Annotated in this window: 17 protein-coding genes; 16 read left to right on the top strand and 1 reads right to left on the bottom strand. The window is 50.2% G+C overall.

Annotated elements, in window-relative coordinates; all coding sequences use genetic code 11:
• Genes tssF through D9N13_RS11910 form a run of 3 tightly spaced genes read left to right on the top strand, consistent with a single transcriptional unit; the run spans nucleotide 1 to nucleotide 4,472 of the window.
• Nucleotides 1-1,788 carry a type VI secretion system baseplate subunit TssF gene (tssF, locus tag D9N13_RS11920; protein ID WP_290590011.1) on the top strand — a complete coding sequence of 596 codons (1,788 nt, stop codon included), beginning with the start codon at nucleotides 1-3 and terminating at the stop codon, nucleotides 1,786-1,788.
• Complete coding sequence (tssG, locus tag D9N13_RS11915; RefSeq protein WP_290590007.1) at nucleotides 1,752-2,762, top strand: type VI secretion system baseplate subunit TssG; 1,011 nt, start codon at nucleotides 1,752-1,754, stop codon at nucleotides 2,760-2,762. The genes tssF and tssG overlap by 37 nt, the downstream gene beginning before the upstream one ends.
• A gap of 21 nt (nucleotides 2,763-2,783) precedes the next feature.
• Nucleotides 2,784-4,472 (top strand): sigma-54-dependent transcriptional regulator, encoded by a 1,689-nt coding sequence (locus D9N13_RS11910; protein ID WP_290590004.1) that lies wholly within the window; start codon nucleotides 2,784-2,786, stop codon nucleotides 4,470-4,472.
• A 3-nt stretch (nucleotides 4,473-4,475) separates the two neighbouring features.
• On the opposite strand, the gene D9N13_RS11905 is transcribed toward D9N13_RS11910, so the two are convergent.
• The gene (locus D9N13_RS11905; protein ID WP_290590001.1) at nucleotides 4,476-6,047 is read right to left on the bottom strand and encodes a hypothetical protein; all 1,572 of its coding nucleotides are present in this window, start codon (nucleotides 6,045-6,047) and stop codon (nucleotides 4,476-4,478) included.
• Between the two features lie 128 nt (nucleotides 6,048-6,175).
• On the opposite strand from D9N13_RS11905, the gene D9N13_RS11900 reads away from it, so the two are divergent.
• The 13 genes from D9N13_RS11900 (at nucleotide 6,176) to D9N13_RS11840 (ending at nucleotide 18,687) form a co-directional block, all read left to right on the top strand.
• On the top strand, nucleotides 6,176-6,937 hold the full coding sequence (locus D9N13_RS11900; protein WP_290589998.1) for a hypothetical protein: 762 nt from the start codon (nucleotides 6,176-6,178) through the stop codon (nucleotides 6,935-6,937).
• 146 nt (nucleotides 6,938-7,083) lie between these two features.
• Nucleotides 7,084-7,536 (top strand): hypothetical protein, encoded by a 453-nt coding sequence (locus D9N13_RS11895; protein ID WP_290589995.1) that lies wholly within the window; start codon nucleotides 7,084-7,086, stop codon nucleotides 7,534-7,536.
• A 14-nt stretch (nucleotides 7,537-7,550) separates the two neighbouring features.
• Complete coding sequence (locus D9N13_RS11890) at nucleotides 7,551-9,098, top strand: type II secretion system protein GspD (protein WP_290589992.1); 1,548 nt, start codon at nucleotides 7,551-7,553, stop codon at nucleotides 9,096-9,098.
• A 3-nt stretch (nucleotides 9,099-9,101) separates the two neighbouring features.
• Nucleotides 9,102-9,983: a hypothetical protein gene (locus D9N13_RS11885; RefSeq protein ID WP_290589989.1), complete on the top strand. Its 882-nt coding sequence runs from the start codon at nucleotides 9,102-9,104 to the stop codon at nucleotides 9,981-9,983.
• A 1-nt stretch (nucleotide 9,984) separates the two neighbouring features.
• Nucleotides 9,985-10,458 carry a hypothetical protein gene (locus tag D9N13_RS11880; RefSeq protein ID WP_290589987.1) on the top strand — a complete coding sequence of 158 codons (474 nt, stop codon included), beginning with the start codon at nucleotides 9,985-9,987 and terminating at the stop codon, nucleotides 10,456-10,458.
• An 8-nt stretch (nucleotides 10,459-10,466) separates the two neighbouring features.
• A complete protein-coding gene (gene pilP, locus D9N13_RS11875) occupies nucleotides 10,467-10,934 on the top strand; it encodes a type IV pilus biogenesis protein PilP (protein WP_290589984.1) in 468 nt (155 codons plus the stop codon).
• 9 nt (nucleotides 10,935-10,943) lie between these two features.
• Complete coding sequence (locus tag D9N13_RS11870; protein WP_290589981.1) at nucleotides 10,944-12,710, top strand: GspE/PulE family protein; 1,767 nt, start codon at nucleotides 10,944-10,946, stop codon at nucleotides 12,708-12,710.
• A gap of 36 nt (nucleotides 12,711-12,746) precedes the next feature.
• A complete protein-coding gene (locus D9N13_RS11865) occupies nucleotides 12,747-13,265 on the top strand; it encodes a type II secretion system protein (RefSeq protein WP_290589978.1) in 519 nt (172 codons plus the stop codon).
• Between the two features lie 6 nt (nucleotides 13,266-13,271).
• Nucleotides 13,272-14,441, top strand: coding sequence for a type II secretion system F family protein (locus tag D9N13_RS11860; RefSeq protein ID WP_290589975.1), 1,170 nt, complete (start codon nucleotides 13,272-13,274; stop codon nucleotides 14,439-14,441).
• Nucleotides 14,442-14,963, top strand: a complete 522-nt coding sequence (locus D9N13_RS11855) for a Tfp pilus assembly protein FimT/FimU (protein ID WP_290589972.1) — start codon at nucleotides 14,442-14,444, stop codon at nucleotides 14,961-14,963.
• Nucleotides 14,953-15,783, top strand: a complete 831-nt coding sequence (locus tag D9N13_RS11850; RefSeq protein ID WP_290589968.1) for a type II secretion system protein — start codon at nucleotides 14,953-14,955, stop codon at nucleotides 15,781-15,783. Before D9N13_RS11855 ends, D9N13_RS11850 begins: the two co-directional genes overlap by 11 nt.
• Nucleotides 15,770-16,630 carry a type II secretion system protein gene (locus tag D9N13_RS11845; RefSeq protein WP_290589965.1) on the top strand — a complete coding sequence of 287 codons (861 nt, stop codon included), beginning with the start codon at nucleotides 15,770-15,772 and terminating at the stop codon, nucleotides 16,628-16,630. The genes D9N13_RS11850 and D9N13_RS11845 overlap by 14 nt, the downstream gene beginning before the upstream one ends.
• An 11-nt stretch (nucleotides 16,631-16,641) precedes the next feature.
• Nucleotides 16,642-18,687: a hypothetical protein gene (locus D9N13_RS11840; RefSeq protein WP_290589962.1), complete on the top strand. Its 2,046-nt coding sequence runs from the start codon at nucleotides 16,642-16,644 to the stop codon at nucleotides 18,685-18,687.
• Nucleotides 18,688-19,085 lie beyond the last annotated feature (398 nt).

Genomic DNA, 19,085 nt, shown 5'->3' with positions numbered 1-19,085 from the left:
GTGTCCTTTAATAAATACTTCCACGATGAATTGTCCACCATCCGAGAACTGGGGCGCGAGTTTGCCGAGCGCAACCCCCGGCTGGCTCCGTTCCTCACCGTAGAAGGGCAGGATCCGGATGTTGAGCGTTTGTTGGAAGGGTTTGCGTTTCTGACAGGAAGGCTGCGCCAGAAGCTGGATGATGAACTGCCGGAGGTCACCCATTCCCTGATGGCGTTGATGTGGCCACATTTTCTTAGGCCCATACCGGCGTTGTCCATATTGGAGTTCACACCATCACCAACCCTGTCGGAAAAGCAGATAATTGACAAAGGCGTTGAGGTTGAATCGCGGCGGGTGGATGGAACCGCCTGTGTGTTTCAAACGTGCTATGACGTGCCCTTATTGCCTCTGGCTGTGGCTGATACCCGGCAGTATCAGCGCCCCAGTGGCGCCAGCGTATCCCTTTTTCTGGGCCTGACGACCCGCGTATCCTGGCAGGACGTGCAGATGGATACCCTGCCTTGTTACCTGCATGGAGAAGTCCATGTGGCGCAATCACTGTACTTGTGGATGTTCCGCTATCTTGAATCCATTGATTTGGTTGCCCATACCAACGATGGTGATGAAATTCTCATTACCCGACTGGCAGACGATGCGGTACTACCGTTGGGGTTCAGCGAAAGCCAGAACCTGCTACCGGCATCACCCTATCTGTTGAATGGTTACCGTCTGGTTCAGGAATACTATGCACTGCCTGAGAAGTTCCATTTTGTCCAGCTCACACAACTGGATGCCATACGATTGCGGGCCCTGCGGGATGAGCGAGTGGCAACCGCGGCCCATATTGAAGTGAAGTTCAACTTTGATCGGGCTTTGGATAATCATATTACGGTAACAAAAGAGAATTTCAGGCTGTTCTGCACGCCTGTTGTGAACCTGTTCAAGCATGAAGCGATTCCACTGCGGGCGGATCACAAAAAAGCAGAGTATCGGGTTCTGCCTGCCGGCCAGAATCCCTCACATTACGAAATATTTGATATTGATACGGTGCGGGGGTGGGGGCACCAAACGCACCACCACCAGGATTTCAAACGCTTTGAATCATTCGAACACTTTGAAAGTGCGCCGGTGGACAATCAGAAACGATTCTACCGGGAGCGGCAGAAGCCATCCGTGAACGGCTATGGTCTGGACAGTTATATCAGTTTCGTAAATCAGTACGAAAGTAGCGTGTTTCCTGAAACGGAAACCATATCCATCGACCTGGTATGCACCAACCGCCATCTGCCGACGTTGTTGGGTGTTGGCGATATTTGCGTGGAAACCGGTAGCAGCCCTGAATACGCCACCTTTAGAAACATCACTCATGTTACACCGTCCTTTGCGCCACCACTGGATAAGGCGTTTCACTGGCGCCTGATCTCCAACATGTCGTTGAACTATTTATCACTCACCGACATGAAATCATTAAAGGCAATTCTGTCCACCTACGATTACAAAAGCTACTACGATCGACAGCAGGCCCTGGCCAGTCAACATCGACTGGATGCCTTTGATGGTATTCAAAGCGGATTTGAGGACAGAATTCATAATGGATTGCCGGTTCGAGGTCGTAAAACCGTGTTGAGGTTAAAAGAAAGCCACTTCGCATCCGAGGGCGATATGTTTCTTTTTGCGTCGATACTCAATGAATTGTTTGCCTTAAATTGTACGATGAACAGTTTTCATCACCTTTTGGTACTGGGTGTCGAAAATGGTGAGATTTACGAATGGAAACCAAAAACCGGCTCATATCGTCTTTTGTAAGCAGCGAGTTGGGGCGGGTTAACGAATACGCTTTCTACCAACTTAATGCCCTGTTAAAGCAATTCTGCGGCCTCTATAACGAAGCCAGTGACAAGCCAGTCAACCTGAGATACAGGGCACTGGCCAGCCTGGGGTTTCCCGCATCTGATATTGCCGGGGGCGCCTGGCTTGAAGAGCCAAATGAAGACTTTATTGAGCTCACCGTTAGTTTTATGGGGCTCTACGGCCCGGCATCACCACTGCCTGCTTATTATACTGAGCGTGTGTTGCAATCCAGCGATCCTCAGCATCCCAGCCGGGATCTGATGGATTTGTTCAATCACCGCCTGATCAGTCTGCTGCAAACATGCTGGGAGAAATATCGTTATTACATCCAGTATTCGGTTGATGGTGGCGATCATTACTCACGTTGGTTGCTCTCCATGGCAGGGGTTGATCAGGCGCTGCTGAAAGAATCCGGTCGATTAAAGTGGCATCGATTACTGCCGTTCAGTGGCGTTTTAGCCAATGGGAGTGCCAGTGCTGATGCCATGGCGAAAGTACTGTCGTCGTATTTCAGCATTCCTGAGGTTGTATTCGAACCTTGGGTGATCAGAACAATAGAGGTTCCTGAAAGCCAATGTAATGCAATGGGGATGAAGAATGCCCGCCTGGGGGAGGATCTGTTTATGGGGGACTCAATTCAGGACTGCAATGGAAAGTTCAATCTGCATTTGAAGGGGCTGGGTTCCCAGCTGTACCGGCACTTTCTGCCGGAGGGTGAGCAGTTTGACGAACTGGTTGATCTGTTGCAGTTTTTAATGGTGGATCCTCTGGAATACGAGCTTTGGCTGCATCCTGTACCTGCCGGCCATGGTGTAGCGCGGCAGGTCGGTGCGCCGCGGGAATTGGGTTGGGATTATGTGCTCGGTGATGATGATTTCAGCGATATTGAACCGGTTCGAATCTGTGTGTCAGATCATCGTTCTATTTAACCCCTGGCTGTCTTTGTAGATATGAATGATATAGGAAAGCTCGTCAAGGCGCTCAGTTTCATAGAAGAGTTTGTGGAAACCACAACGACTCTGGCCACTGAACGCAACGTGCAAAGTCTGTTGAGTAAGGTTCTGGCGTCCGCCCGAAATTTTACCAATTGCGAAGCTGGGCGTGTTTATGTGTTGGACGTTACCAAGACAAAGCTGCAGCTGCGCATCTCACAATGGGAAGGGGGCGAACCACAGAATGACTGGTATCGCATCAGGGATTTCGGCCAGATGGGTTCCAGTGCGGCAAACGATCCGTTAATGTTCTGTGGCATGACCAGCTCTGTGGTGCTGATCGATGATGTTTACCGTTATACCGGCTTTGATCTTGAATATATCTATCAGCATGATCAGGTCAATGGTACCCGCACTCAATCCCTCATTCTGGTTCCGTTGCGTGACCATGACAAGCAGACAATCGGTGTACTGGAGTTGGTCAACGCCAAGGATGCCTATAACAGGCGCTATGTATCATTCAAGTCCCTCGAACCGATCATTTGTGCGTTCGCAGCGCAGGCTGCGGTTTGCATTAATAATGCGCTTCTGATTGAAACCAATAGCCATTTGATCGAACTGTTGAACGATACCAATCAGCGTTTGGAAAAGGAAAACCGTTTCCTGAAAGCGCGTAATAGCCGCAATCCGGACTACAACATTATTGGGCAAAGTGAGGCTATGCAGCGGGTATTCCGGCTTATGGAAAAGGCCATGGACACCGCAGTAAGTATTTTGCTGACAGGGGAAACCGGTACCGGTAAAGAGGTGTTTGCCCGGGCAATTCATGAAAACAGTGTGCGAAAACACAAGCCTTTTGTTACTCAAAACTGTGCCGCGCTGCCGGAACAGCTACTGGAAAGTGAACTGTTTGGGTATAAAAAAGGTGCTTTCACCGGGGCTACGTCGGAAAAAAAGGGGCTATTTGAACTGGCCAACGGGGGTAGCATATTTCTGGATGAAATCGGTGATATGCCTTTGAATCTGCAAAGCAAGATTTTGCGAGTGCTACAGGAAGGTGAAGTCAGACCCTTGGGGGCAACCGGATCAGTGAAGGTGGATGTGCGTGTTGTTGCTGCCACCCACTGTAATCTGCCTGAAAAAATCAAAAGTGGTGAGTTCAGAGAGGATCTGTTTTTCCGGCTTAATGTATTTCCCATCGTATTACCGGCGCTGCGGGATCGAGACGCGGATATCAAGCTACTGCTCGATCATTTTGTCAAGAAGTATACCAGGCTCTATGGAAAACGGATTGCCGGAATTTCCCCTACGGCATTGGATTTGCTATTGAACTATCCGTTTCCCGGTAATGTGCGTGAGTTGCAGAACGCGATAGAGCGGGCAGTCCTGCTGTGCGAAGATGGGGGTTCTCTATTGATCGAACACCTGCCTGAATCCATACAGGATTGTACGCAGGGCAGGGTTGTGGTAGGCAGGCGATCCGGGGAGACCCTGATTCACCAGTCCCGAGCCATGCAGGATTTCTCTTCCCTGAAGAAGGCGGTAAACGCCTATGAGATTTCCGTCATCGAGCAGCACCTTCAAGCCAATAACTGGAATCAGACGCGAACCGCAGAAACACTGCAAATTCCGCGACGAACCCTCATTGATAAAATGAGCCGGTACAATATCAAGACGCCTGATCGGAAGAAAAGACGCAGTCTGTAGTGCTTAACCCGCTTTACGGCGCACCTTGGCAGGAGGCTGTGTCTGGAATTGGTCAAGGCCCTCTATAATGCTCGTAATCAGTTTTTTCACTTCAACGTTGTGGGGTTGCGGCATCTGGGCAGTCGTTTCCGGTAGGGGGTTGGGCACTGACTCCTTCACGCACTTTTTCACTCGAACCCGGATTTCATCCAGAATAGCGTCTGTCTGTCGACATTGAATCAGCACTTCTTTGCGGGTCACCGTATCATCAATACTCTGGCGCCTGATTTTGCGGCTAATGCCTTCCAGCCCCGCCTGGGCTTTGAATGTCAGATCTTCGATCGGGGCGGTATCCAAACTGAGCCTGGGTGCATCGCCCGCGCCTGTTTCATTATTGGTATCCACCGCCTGTTGCAGGCGATTCACCAATGTGCGCAATGTGTCAATTTTTTCAATCAACGCTTCCCGGCTGCGGTTAAAGCATTTGGCGATATCGCCAGTGGATTCCAGGTGCTCATCCGCACGCAGGTACAGAATCCCATCCGCCAACGGTCTGATATCGTTCATCAGTTTGTTTTTATCCGTTTTAATCTGGCTGAGATAATAGCCACTGGTCAACTCGCTGGCTGGTTCGGGTACTGGTACAGGGGCTGGTGCGGTCGCTGTAGCGCTTGCTCTGGCAGCCATCAGGCAACCGGCCAACGCAGATGAAACGCTGATGAGCCAGGCGGCTAAAGCCAGTGGAAAGGACGGGGAACGGTTTGAGGTTACGGCCTCTTGCAGGGAGTGGATGTCGTTTGACAGGGCAGAGCGCGCAACCTGGATGCCTTGCAATTGTTGGTTGAGGTTCTGTTTCAGCTGCTCAAGCTCTTCGATGGCGGCGGCGGTCTGTGAGAAGGACTCTATATCACTGAGCAGTTGGGCCGCGCTGCGCCTCAGTATGGCCGACTGGGTTGCGCCTGGTCCTGTACTTATACTCGTCAGGGTGTTGGAAACAGCACCCAGCTCCAATGCGCGGTACCGGCCGCTGTCCGAAAACACCTGGGTAACGCTGAGATAGTGCCAGTTTAACTGTAAGGCAAGTTCATAGGTGGCCGCGATCTGATCAGAAGTGGCCCCAAACTGGTGAATTCCAACGGCCAGGTCAGCTCCTTTTTCAGCCAGAACCCGTGCATTCAGAATTATCTCTTCCCGTTTACTCTCCAGCTGTACAAGTTGCGAACGGCTTTGAATCAGCTTGGCGACCTGATCAGAGAACTGACCGAAGCTTGTCTGGAAGGGCTGGATATCGTCTGGGATAAGGGTGTCGACGGCGGTCAAATCCTGTTTGATGCTGCCGTTCATAATCGTTTGATAGGTGACAATGTTCTTGTCGCTTAACGATTTCAGCGACGCCAGCTCTTCTGATCCATTCAGCAGGCCCTCTGCCTTACCGGCAATACTCGCCAGCCCGCCCTGCAGCTGCTGCAGCATGACTGCATGACGCAACTGAGCATCACGCAAACTCTGGTTGTAGAGCTGGCAGTAGATAGCAGCGCTGCATGTGATAAGGCTGATTAACAAAATGGCTTTGGTTGTATTGGGCAGAACGGGCATAAGAACTCTCTTGGAAGGTGCTTTTAAAGAGACAGTGCAGGGTAATAAATCCGGCTTTTTTTAACCTCTCCCTGTCTTTCGTAGTAGGTAATTTGTTCATCGTAATGTGGTGTTGGTGGGGGTGATAAATGATTCACAAAGTTGTACTGGTCAGTGGTTTGGTTGGCGTATTGTCGGGTTGTACGTTGTTTGGCGACATGGTGACACCCAGCCAGGATGGCTACTTCCAGCCAAAGCCCGTGGCGAGCCAGGATCCTTATTGGCAGCGCTTCTATGAACTGGAGCAGGAAATAGCAAACCTGAAAGCGCAGATGGGGAAATCCGCTGATCAGGCAACATCCAGCACGGCACCGCAATCCGGTCAATCGGCCATTCAGCCACTGGCCGATGATTTTCTGGCACGGCTGCGCAGCAAGGCTGATCGGGCAATTCAGATTATCGATCGTGCCATTGCTGCTCTGGATACAACAGGCAACCCTCAAGTGGCGGATGCTGGCGGGCATGATCCAATGGAGTCTGCCTCCGATTATGGGGTTGCCACCATTAATACCCAAATTGCGGTGGCGGGCCGGGTGCAACGCAGTGAAGCGGGTGATGTTGTTGGGCAAACCGCCGACACACAGGTACGTCAGGCGCGTTACAACTATTCGCTGGTTTACGTCTATCCGGAGCCTAAACCCTGGAATGAGATGTGGGACAAACTGGAAGCGGTCAATGAACAGGATAAATGGCGTGGTTCCAATCCGGAGAAGCCCAGCTACTTCATCTATGTGGGTGCCTACCTCAAGGAGTCGGATGCCGTGACCCGACACGATTCATTGGCATCCTTGCTGGGTGAAGGGCCGGAACTGAGAGTGAATGCGCGAACTTCTGCACTGGCTTCGAATTAGTTGAGCAATTTTTTGTTTTTCTTTGTGGCTTGTATGTCTTTTATATCGATCCTTTAGAGAATTGGGAGTAGTTGGTGATGATTCGATCTGTTGCGTTAGGGTTGACGCTATTTGGGGTGCTTTGTTGTGCCAGAGCTGCCTGGGCTGTGCAAGATTCTACACAGCCGGCGGAGCTGGAAAACGTAAGAGCTGAGCTTGAAGAGGCCAGGTCTGCCATTGAAGAGGCGCGACACATTGCTGAGCAGATCGTGGTAGAGGCGCAACAGCAGGCCAACCAGATACGCAAAGTCGTCGCGGTGAATGACATGCCTGTGGATTTGACCCCGGTTGAGATTCAGCGCGGGCAAGTGGCCGTGGAAATTGCTGCCGGAACGGTGGAAGAAATCGCTGTTGCCATCATGCCCTCTGATTGGCGGGTGTTGGTGGATGTTAAGAACAAGGACATTTTGCAAAAACGCTTTCAGTACGTAAGTACAAAGAGCCGGGATCAGGCACTCAGGGATCTGTTATCCCCCATTGGATTGAAACATCAGTATTTCTTCGATTTGAAAGATGAAGCCGGCGCGAAGAAGCCATTGCTTGTCATCAGTCAGCGCTAGCAGGGGGCCACATCATGTATTTTAACGTAAAAGCATTTTCATCTTCTTTCTTATTGGCCACATTGCTTGGCGGCTGTGCGGTAACGCCTTACAACGAAGAAGAAAAATATCAGCCGCTGCAGGAAAAGCCGACTCAACTGGTTGTTGAGCGCAGTGACACCTATGTGCGTGAAGTGACACCGGAAGAGGCGATTTTTGGTCGCAAGATTAACTTCAGCGGCCGGGTTGCCCTGATCGACGCCATTCGCACTCAGTTGGATGACGTCAATATTATCCCCGGTGACGAAAACGTATTACTGAACCAACAGGTCAGCGTGTTCGCCCAGGACATGTATTTGAAAGATTATTTCCGCTACCTGGAATCCGTTACCGGCTATGATATCGAGTATTCAGCCGGTGTGGTGACCGTAAGATCCTTTGTGCGGAAAGAGTGGAATGTCGCTGCTTTTGCGTCCAATAGAAAGGTTAAATTGAAGGTGGGTTCCACATTTAACACAGAAAGTACCACCACCCGGGCCGACGGAGCAACATCCTCCAGTGGCGGTAACGATAACAAGATTGAGAGCACCTATAACGATGATGAGTGGAGCATCCTGGTGGACGGTGCCAGAGATATTCTTAATATCACCGGTAAAAAGGCCAAGGACTCTCCCGAGCAGTTGAATCCGTACGTACAGGCCATCCGTTCCGTGGGCACCATCAGTGTGGGTGGCCAGGCCAGCCGTGTTAATGCACTGGATGAGTTCATTTCCAATCTGATTACCCGGGGGCAGCGCCAGGTCAATATCAATGTTCAGGCCTACGACGTGACGTTGAATGACGATCGCGGTGCGGGGATCGACTGGACTCAACTGGCGCTGAAGGATGCCACCATCAACGGTAATCCACTTGATTTCAGTCTAAACAGTATCCTTTCAAGCAATGGTAATACCAATGTCAGCAAAAATGTTGTCAATGAAACCAATGGGATTTTTGCCAGTAATGTAGGTTATGAGAGCGACTCAGTGAATGCCCAGGCTATCGTTCGTTTCCTCAGTACCTATGGTGAGGTGGAGCTGCTCACACAACCTAATGTTACGGTACGCAACGGTTCCTATGCGTACATTTCAACCGGTGAAGAGCTGACCTTTATCGGCGAAATCGAAGTGAAGGAAGGTGACAACAATAACGATCGAACCACCGCGACACTGAATTCGGTTCGCGTAGGGGTGACCTTGGCAGTAACGCCCCGCATATTGGGGGATGGCCGCATTATGCTGGAGATCTGGCCGGTCATCAGTTCCGTGTCGGGTAGCGAGAAGTACACTTTCGAGGGGTTGGAATACGAAGTACCTAATATCGCTCTGAACGAGCTGTCCACAGAAGTGATCACTGAGAGTGGCAAGCCCATTCAGCTGGGTGGTTTCATCCGGCGCTCGGTGGCCAAGAGCCTGCAGGATCTACCCTGGAAAGACTCAGTGACCCAGACCGTGATCAACCCACTTTTCCGCTCTGAATCCAACGAGTTGAAGCGTCGAGAGCTGGTGCTCACGGTGACACCCACCATCGTGGAGGGAGTATAACCGGTGAGCTCGCTGGCGGATTTTATCAAACGTCCGGTAGCCATACAGGGCCGGGAAGTGGTGTTGCTTCCCGATCTGGTGGGGCCGGTTCCCATCAGTGAGCAACACCAGTATGTCGAATCCTGTGGCGCCAGCAACACCTGCCCGGCAATCCATGTCCGTGAAACCGACATTGAAGAGATGCGCGAGCGCTATCCGGAATATCCGGTTTACGGGTTGTGGCATGTGCTGATAAACAGCGGGCTGGTGTCTTTCAAGCGCACATTGCAGGTGATACCCATCACTCAGGATGATGGCTATTACATCCATTGTGACTTGGGGCGTGCAGAGTATTCCGGTATTTATGAAGCAGGCTTCTTTGCCGCGGATGCCGGATTCACCCTGGATGAAGCGCAAGTGGTCAATGCCGATCTTGAGCAGTTGGTATTACCGGATCAGGAGGCGAAACTGGCCTCCGAATTGCGGTTCGAGCGTCAGTTGGTTACGCGACAGGCATGGTCCTATCTTGCAATCAGTGTGGTGACGGTTGTGGCAATGGCCTTTGGGGTGAATTTTTTACTAGCCCAAGTTTACGATCGCGCCCATCGACAGTTGGAGAGTAAAAACGCGATGTTGGAGGATCTGCAGAGCGGTCTGGATAAGCTTCGGACCACGCGCTTGACGGAAGTACCCAATGATCAGGAGACTCTGGAGCGCCTTGCGATTCTGTGGAGGGAATACCCCAATATTGAAACAGAAGGTAGTCAATCGCTTGAACACCCATCCATGGTGTTGACCTACCACAGCGAGCAAGGATTTAAAAGCGTGCCCGACTATACGTGGTTAAAGAGTCGGTACGATCCCAAAGGCCTGGTTACCATCACCATGCAGAACCGGGGGCGGTGACATGAACTGGATATCTGCAAAGGTGAGCTTTGTAAAGTATTGGACTTGGGTACATTGGCTTGCGATGGCTGCTGTATTGGCCATATCGGTGAAAGAACTCTACGAGAATCAGGTAGCTCGACTGCGGGCACTTGATCAGCAGAGCGTGGAAGTGATCGATGAGAACATACAGGAATACAACACCATGGCTGAGCGCCTGGCCCAGCTCGAAGTATTGCCACCGGTAGAACGCCAGTGGCAGTACATTCCTGCCATCGCCAGTCAGTATGGGGTGGAGCTCAGGGTGTTGGCGCAAAAGCAGAGTGGCATGTACGACGGGCCTTTACAGGCATGGCACGGGCAACTCTCCGGGCGGGTGGGATCAGTTTTGGTGGCGGCGTTGGAGGTCCAGAAAACCGTGCCCACTTTTTTGTATCAGATCGTAATCAAAAGCGGCGAAGCAACATTGAATTTTTCCGTTTTGGGCAGTGAATAGGTGAAACTATGAAACGTTATTTGACACTGGGTTTGGTTGGGGTGGCGGTAATCGCGCAGGCCGAAATGGATGGCTCCAAAATTCTGATGGAAGAAGCGGAGCGGGCCAAAGAGGTTCAGCGCTTGGAATATCAAGCCGAGCTCCTCAAACAAAGGGCTGAGATTGCCAGGTACGTGGAAGAAATTCAGAAGTACGGGGGTGATGTATCTGACCTGGGGGTACAACTACCTCCATCTTCACATGCAACGACTACTCCCGGTGCTGCCAAGAACACCAGTGCAAAGCAAAAGGATCACTTACCCAAAGTGCTCCACATTGAAAATAATCGGGCGGCTTTTGAAACCGAAGAGGGCAAAGTGTTTGGAAAAGTAGGTCAGACTTTGCCCGGTGGCTATCGAGTGGTGGCCATCAGCATGCGAGACGGTGTGCGATTACAAAAGAATGGAATGCGGTATGATATCGATATCGCCTGGTAAGGGTGAATAATGTCCGATAAGCAACACTCTCGATTACATCAACAGTTCGAACAGCTGCTGCAGGAGCTGATCAGGCTTGAAGCGCTAACAGAGCAATCGTGCCGAAATATGCCTTTGCCTACCGAGGCAGGTGAAATTGTTCCCCGGTTATGGGAGGGGGGCATTGATGATGTCAAGCTGGCGCAATCGCTTTCCAACTTGTTCAAAAGGGAGTTGTTCAATGGAGTTGTACGGGATCGGGACAGTCTGATACGCAGCAGTAATGACCGTTGCCCATGGCTGATCGTCGACCGGGTGCTTTATGTATCCAATCCGTACGATCGCAGTCAGATCGAACCGTTGATGCGGCGCAAGAATGATCCCAAGGACAAGCTCAAATTCGAGAAGCTGGGTATTCTTGCAATGTCGGATTTCGAGTCTGATCTGATCATCCAGGCGACACATGATCAGGGCGTGTCGGTATCAGAAGTGTCGGGTGCTTGGGCCAAAGGCTTCGTGGATGAATTACTCAACGAAGCGATTTCATTCCGCGCTAGCGACATCCACATCAATCCGGAATCCCACGGTGGCGTAATCAAATTTCGCATCGACGGCCGTTGCCAGGTCTGTCGCATTCCAGGGCTGCAGACCATAGAGCGCGAGCGTTTTCGGTTGGTGGCCAATAATCTGATGGAGCGGGTCGGCAAACAGAACAATTATCTGGAACCTTGCAGCGGTTATCTGGTGTTTCAGTCGGCGCACAAACAGGTGAGCATGCGTCTGGAGATGGCACCAGTTAAGATCTATTCAGAAATTCAACCCAAAATTACCATTCGCTTGCTTAATAATCAGCGTGGTGTCAACAAACTGGAAAGTCTCGGGCTTAGCCCCGCCCATGTAACCCAGTTGCGCAGTCTTGGCCACCGTGCTAACGGTATGCTGGTGATTACCGGCCCCACCGGCAGCGGAAAATCCACTACCTTGAAGGCTATCCTTAAAGACATTCGCGATAACTTTCCTGAAAAAGCCATTTACAGTATTGAAGATCCGGTAGAAGACCAGCTCGATGGCATTACCTCGCTGGAGGTAACCAAGCACATGGGATTTGCCAAGGCATTGCGATCACTGCTGCGCCATGACCCGGATGTAATTATGGTGGGTGAAATCCGAGACGGGGAAACAGCCGAGCTGGCTTTACGGGCCAGTATGACGGGGCATTTGGTATTAACAACGCTGCATACCAATGATTCCCACGGCGCCATTAACCGGTTACGCAATCTGGGTCTGGATAATGCCCTGATGGCCGAGAATCTCATGGCAGTAACAGCCCAGCGCCTGGTCAATAAGGTGTGCCCGCATTGCAGTACCATGGTGCCGATTACCCAATCCAAGGAACTGTGGGCCAAATATCAACATATTCCAGAGCTGAAAAATCCCGAAATATTAGTGCCTGTGGTGTCTAATAAAGAAGGATGCCAGAACTGCAACTTTGGCTATACCGGTCGCCATCTGGTGTGCGAACTGTTTATGAATGATCCAGATTCGGAAAGTCAGATCATAGAAGGTTTGCCCTCCAACGAAATCCGCCGCCTGCAGACGCGCCGCGGCGTGTTTAATGACTTATGGGATGATGGCATACGCTTGGTAAGGGAAGGTGTAACCACACTGGAAGCACTGGAAAACCGGATTAATCCAATTCGAGTGGCGCGTGCCTATCGCAAAGCAGATTACACCAGGCCATCCACCCGCAGTTTCAATAAACAAGAAGGCCCCATGCTGGACATGGAGCAAGCATAGATCACTTTTTCTGACCAAAAGGATAGAGGAAACACAATGGGCATAAAGCAGTTTAAACAACAGAATGGCTTCACCCTGGTGGAATTGATTGCGGTAGTGGCGATTATTTCCATGATTGCTGTATACATAACCATTGAAATCAATCAGTCCAGTGACGATGCCAAGATTGGTTTGGCGACTGCGTTCCTGACCTCGAATGTGCCCAGTGCCATCTCCTCTTATCGGGCGCGGCATTTGTCCAGCTGTGTAACCATGGTAAATCCAGAGAATAACGGAGACGACTTGGATGGTGATGGCGTTGTCACGGTGAAGGATCTGTTAATGGCCCGTGGCTTGGCAAGTACGACACCCTGGGCAGATGAATGGGAGGCCACCTTTGATAATGCAACACGTGAGATCACCCTGGTGTTCCCGCTGACCGGTACCAACGCTGGTGATGTGGCTGCCGCTTTAACCTCAAATCTTGAGAACCGATCCCAGATAGTGTCAATAGATAATGGATTGGATGAGAACGCTACTTCTGGCGATATTACTATCGTGTACAGCTGCTCCTAAGCCACCATGTATTACGTTGTTCAATATTTAGATGCCAAAGGTGAACAGGCCTCCATTAAAGTGGAGGCTTCTACCCGGGAAGAGGCAAGGTGGCATTCCAGAATTCCTGAACGCCGCATTATCGCGGTACGGGAAGATGTTCTCGGACAGATTGCATTTGCGGTTGAGCCGCCCGGGCCGGATCGCAAGAACCAGGCTTTGTTTATGCAATCCTTGAGTAGTTCGCTGTCCAGTGGCAAAACAGTAAAGCAGAGTGTTGAGCAGCTAATAACTAAGAATCGGTGGCTAAAAGCAAAGCAGGAGAAGATCGATGATTGTGAAAGTCTCGCCGACTACCTTGCGCTTTTTCGCTTCGACCACTTTGCCATATTGATGGCCAGAGCAGCCGAGAAGGCCGGTGATTACTCCCATGCACTGCGCCAGGCAGCACAGTTTCTACTGGCCAGGGAAAAGATCAAATCAGAGGTCAGCTCTGAGCTTAAGACCGGCTTGGTATACATCTTTGTCGGGTCTGCTTTCTTTTTTGTGGTGCCGGCGTTCCTGGACAATTCCCTGCAATCCTTAATGGGTATTGGTAGTAATGGATTTGTTAAGCCCAACCGGTTCACCAATATTCTAATGGCCATGGGGCAGTTCACCAAAAATTATGCGTGGATTATTCCCCTGTTGTTATTGGTAGGTTTTTTCTATCGGTCTCTGGTTTGGACTGTGCTTAAGCGACTTCCGTTGTTTAATCTGATGGAAACAAAAATGGTACAGGAACGATCCATTGAATTCATTTCGGTCTATGAAATGTTGCACAAGGCCGGGTATGTGGATTCAGAAATAGTAGCAGAGTTAATGAGATCAACCCGTGGGTCACTTCGCTCCAAGTACCAACGGGTGTACGCGCATCTGGCGAAGTCTGAAGAGCTGTCTGGTGCCTTGGCGGCTGAAGACTGGGATGATTCCCTGATTGAGGCGATGCAGGTTTTCAATGAGGTTGACGAGCAGCAGCAGGGGTTTATCCTGGATTCGGTCAAAGATACGTTGCACCTGAAAAATGTTCACACCAGTCGCCAGATCTCAAAATTCCTGTCACGTATCGGATTTGCCATGATGGTTCTGGCTGCCGTGGTTGCCGTTCTTGGCTTCTATTTGCCGCTGGCAGGTGCCGCATCCAACGTAGGTACCTGAATGAATGCGCTGGACGAAAACAACGGTATAAGTCTGGTTGAGATGGTGACGGTAGTGGCATTGATTTCACTTTTCAGCGCCTTTGCATTGCCGACGTTTTTTTCTGAACGTCAGTATCAGGAGGTGGCCGACGCAGTTCGCAAGGCGCAGCAGATCGCCACCAGCATTGATTATGGCCGTGCCATGGGTGTGGTGGAACCCTTCGAAGGCAGTTTGGCCGCTTTCATTGCCGATGCTGATAATCAGGTGGAGGATTATATGGCAGTGATAACCGATCCTTTTGAGTTCCAAGGCTACACAGCGCAAGAGCTGTTTTTTGTTACGGTCAACAGCTATTCGACGCAGGTGTCATTTGGTCTATCCGGAGATGAATTCCAGGATTTTAACTTTCCCTCTTCGGTTCGCTCCGTGGAGGTGGATGAGGATACTGGCATCAGCACCGTCACCTGGACTGTCGGCCCCTCAGTGGGCAGTGCCTTGAATATTGCTTATGGAGTAAATCACTACATCAATGCAGATTAAACATCAGGTTGTTACACGAACCCCATTGGGCGGATTTACTTTGGTTGAGGTGTTGGCATCAGTGGCACTGATCTCCATTGTAGCGGCCTATTTCGTGCATATACAGATTCAACAGGTGCAGGAACGGGTGGTGGAAGCGTTGGCTCAGGATGTATTGACGCTGGCAAATGCGTCGATGACGTATTTTTCCCAGACCAATGAGTGGCCTGATCAGGAAAATGGGGATTGCGATGATCTGATAGCTACATTGGGTGGGCTTGGAGCCTTTCCAGTGGCTGTTGGTGGATATCAGGGGCCGGATGGTATAACGCTGGCCACCCGTTGTGAAGATACAGGTGATCTTGGCAGAACATTGCTGATATCCGTGAATTTTCCATTTGGCGCGGATGATCAGGCCCAGATGTTGATGAGCTATTTGCCAACATCAGTGAATGAAGATGTGGATGATGATGAGGGGCCTGTGGTAACGCATTATGTTGCAACACCCAGGAGAGCATCAGAACGCTATCGTTTTTATCGAATTGCGCTCGAAGAACGAGGTATATTTCGCCTGAGCAAACCGGACTGCCCGGGTAGACGTAATGATCCCGCGCATATCCTGCTGCCCCAAGCGATTTGTATGCCAGCTTCCGCGCAGGGGTTGGGAGGCTACTTTTTTGACGAGATCGATGACGACGACGATTACTGGGAGCTGCAGTTGTTGGTGGCAGACGGAGAGGAAAATAACAACGTGAGTGATTTCATGGAGTTTTCCGGCATACCCACCTGTGATGGTAACCGGGTTTATGTGGGGGCGATCACCTATTGTGAAACCCGCTAATGTTCAAACCGGGATGTCTTTGATTTGGGTATTAGTATTATCCACTGCGCTTTCCCTGGCCCTGATTCAGTATTCTTATGAAGTAAAGATCAAGAATGAACGCGTAGCATTTCAGTTTACTCTTTCTCAAATTCATAGCGTCCTGAACATGGCCTACAAATACAGGCTTGAACGTGGTGTTTGGCCCCGCGATTATCGAGGCGACTGCGAGATGCCGGATCAGTTTTTGGATAACGCCCTTGGCTTTCCGATTCTATATAACGGTTGGGGCTATCAGATCGAGGGTGTTGAGGATTGTGATGATCTGGGGGATCGATATGCCATTGAACAAATCGTACCAGAGAAATATCTCAGTCGATTTTCGGGCCTGCTGGGTGAAGATGTGTCGGGAAGCACGTCCGGAGTCGCGAGTAATATGATCAGAATGCAGATCGTATTTGATGAGTCGATGGCCAATAACAAAATAATAAACTTCGGAAAACTCCAGCGGTATAAAAATTTCGCTTTGAGATTTGATGAAATGGTCTGCTCAGATGGCCGGTCTGCGAACTACCTGGTGGCGTTGGATGCTGCGTGCGGCATGGCCAAGGATAAAAGTGGTGATGGTGTTGTCGCGCCTGATCCAATATTTGACGGCGTTTCTATGGGTGTCCTGGCTCGGTCTGGCCAAGTTCAAGTTGATTACAGAATGTTTGTAGAGGGCGCTTATGGTGTAGACAGCCTTTATGATGACAATGGTGAAGTTACGTTCGATGATGGCTTTATGTACGCAGATGAGGGTTGCCCGGTATCTCAGCCAGGCTACCGCTACGCTATCGATGCCGCTTTGCTTGCCTGGTGCGAATAATAGGAGTTTTTATGACGTTACTTAAATGGAATTTATGGGCTTTAATATTTGTCGTTCTTATATCCTGCGGGGGCGGCGGAGGCGGCGGAGGTGATTCTTCACCCAGCAATCTGGAAGATAACTCAGAACCTGAGTTGCCGCAGGATCTGCAAACCGGGATCTTTACGGATGCCCCGGTGACGGGTTTGCGTTATGAACATGGTCGAATCACCGGCTACACCGATGATGGTGAGTTCCAGTACGATGCCAATAGCTCCGACCCGGTTTGTTTTTATATCGGCGAGGTGCGTTTGGGGTGTTCCGTTGTGGGGGCGATTATCACGCCTTTCGATCTGTCCGCTCCCGGTCAACCCGCTGGTTTACAGTCTGGCTACAACATTACCCGATTGCTGAATAGCTTGGACGTGTCGGATACACCTGAGATTTCCCTGTCTGAAGAAACTCGAAGAGCCACCGGCATCATTACTTTTGCTGTCAGCGATGCTGTTTTTGCTACGGATGAGCTGGTTGTGGATCTGGTTAATCGTTATGCTCCGGAGGGTGTTCTATTGTCCCGTGAGCAAGCATCAAACCTGATTGCTGATAATGCCGATGTTCAGACGGCAATATCAAATCTAAATCAGGTACTGAATGAGTCCGTTTCGGGTATTACGATTCGTTGGAATGGTGCCCTGACCGGCCCGGGGGTGCTTGCGCATATAGAATCTGAGTCGGAGTCCGGGAATAAAGAGCACCTGTATTTGGAAGTTGGCATCAATCGAGGGAGTTTGTTTCTACAGAAAACCACGTACATAGATTCTGATGGAAAATACGTTTATATCACATGGGGCGAGGACGGTAATCCGAAACGAGTAGTTCGCAATGGCGTGGTTTATGGATATTTCAATTTTTTGAAAACCCGCCAAGAGGATTGGATTAACACCTCGACGTATCAACCCCAACGAACCGGATACCTGGTAGGTAACGGTGGCTTTTCTGACAAGATCGAAACAGGGTATGTTTCTCCCCAAATTGCTGATGAGCTTGAGCTCCTTGTGGGAAATCTCGGTAACCAGGCCTTGTCACAGGCATCAATGTTGCGTATCGCCAGTCATGCCATGATCGTTAATCAGTATGTCTTGTGTTCCGGGAATGCAGCCAATGAGTGTGCCACCCAGGTTTCGGATGCGCTGCTGAATGCCCAGGCCGACAGCGGTTATGAGGATCAGGTTATTTCGTGGGTTCCTGAGTTTTTAGAAACGGATTTATGTTTGCCGGCAGTGGATGAGACAAGCCCCAGAAGTTGTGGTTTTACTCCTAATCTTGAGGAGTTTACCGTTGTGTTGTCATCTCGTGCTCAGAACTTCAGTGGAATGGTGGAGCCAGATTGGAACTTCCCACCTGATGACTTACCTCAGGATATCTTGGATGCTTTGAGCACGTTTAAAATTGAGATGTCGAAGAAGTTTGGGGGTGTTGAAGCGGTAATAAGATGGTGGTGTGAGGCGGATAGAGTTATTTACGAATTTTCAGACGATGTCTTTTATTTAGGAGACAGGGGGGGGAGCCTGGATTGCTCCCTTGAACGGAACTCCTATAATCAGATCATCAACTGCTTCGTTGGTGGGGCGAGAAATATTAGTAATATAGCATATTGTCCTTCGTATGGAATCAACTCAACTGCCGATTGGCCTGGATACATGTCCGATAGAAGCTTGGTGATGGACGTGGCGTCTAAGGTTAGATCAGGATTTGGTTTTATTCTTCGAGACTACGGAACGACAAGGTACTTGGCTGGCGATATAGCCTATGTGACAGAAGATGAGTATGCGATTTTTCAGTCGGGTCAAGGCTATGTGAGGGCATTGTTTGATGAGTCTGGTCGCGATTTAGAAAAGCAATCGTATTATCAGACTCGAGCCGATGGGTTTCCCTTTCGTGCCATGATAAATTACGACTACAGTGGGGATGGAGTGTGGTACAAGGGTTATTTCTGGGCTTGGGTAAGTAATGGGTATTTCCGTGGCCCCGATGGATCTGAGCTGCGTATAGGGTTTGCCCATGGCAATGATTTTTAGGATCGTTGATGTTGCCGCACGAAGTGGCGGTATTATCACAAACGTGGTTGGCTAATCATGATACAGGATTGTTCTCTTGTTGTGTCCTATGGTGGCGTTGGATGCTGCCTATGGTCTGGCCGAAGATAAGAATGGTGATGATGTTGTCACACCTTACCCAATAGTTGACCGCTTTTCCATGGGGCCCTGCCTCAGCCAGGCTACCGCCACGCTATCGATTCCGCTTTGCTCGCCTGATGCGAATAATAGGAGTTTGTTTGACGTTACTTAAGAGCCTGCTGAAAATCCCCTGAAATCCTGTGCTCCCCCTGTCTATGTAGAAGGCTCTAATTGCATGACAGTCAGGGAGCGCCATGTCTTTCGCCGCCAATCACAGTCGTTTTGCCTTTCAGATTCCA

The sequence above is a fragment of the Ketobacter sp. GenoA1 genome (genome assembly GCF_003671475.1).
Lineage (GTDB): Bacteria > Pseudomonadota > Gammaproteobacteria > Pseudomonadales > Ketobacteraceae > Ketobacter.
The sequence above is the reverse complement of the archived record's forward strand: the minus strand, read 5'-3'. Positions and strand labels throughout refer to the sequence as shown.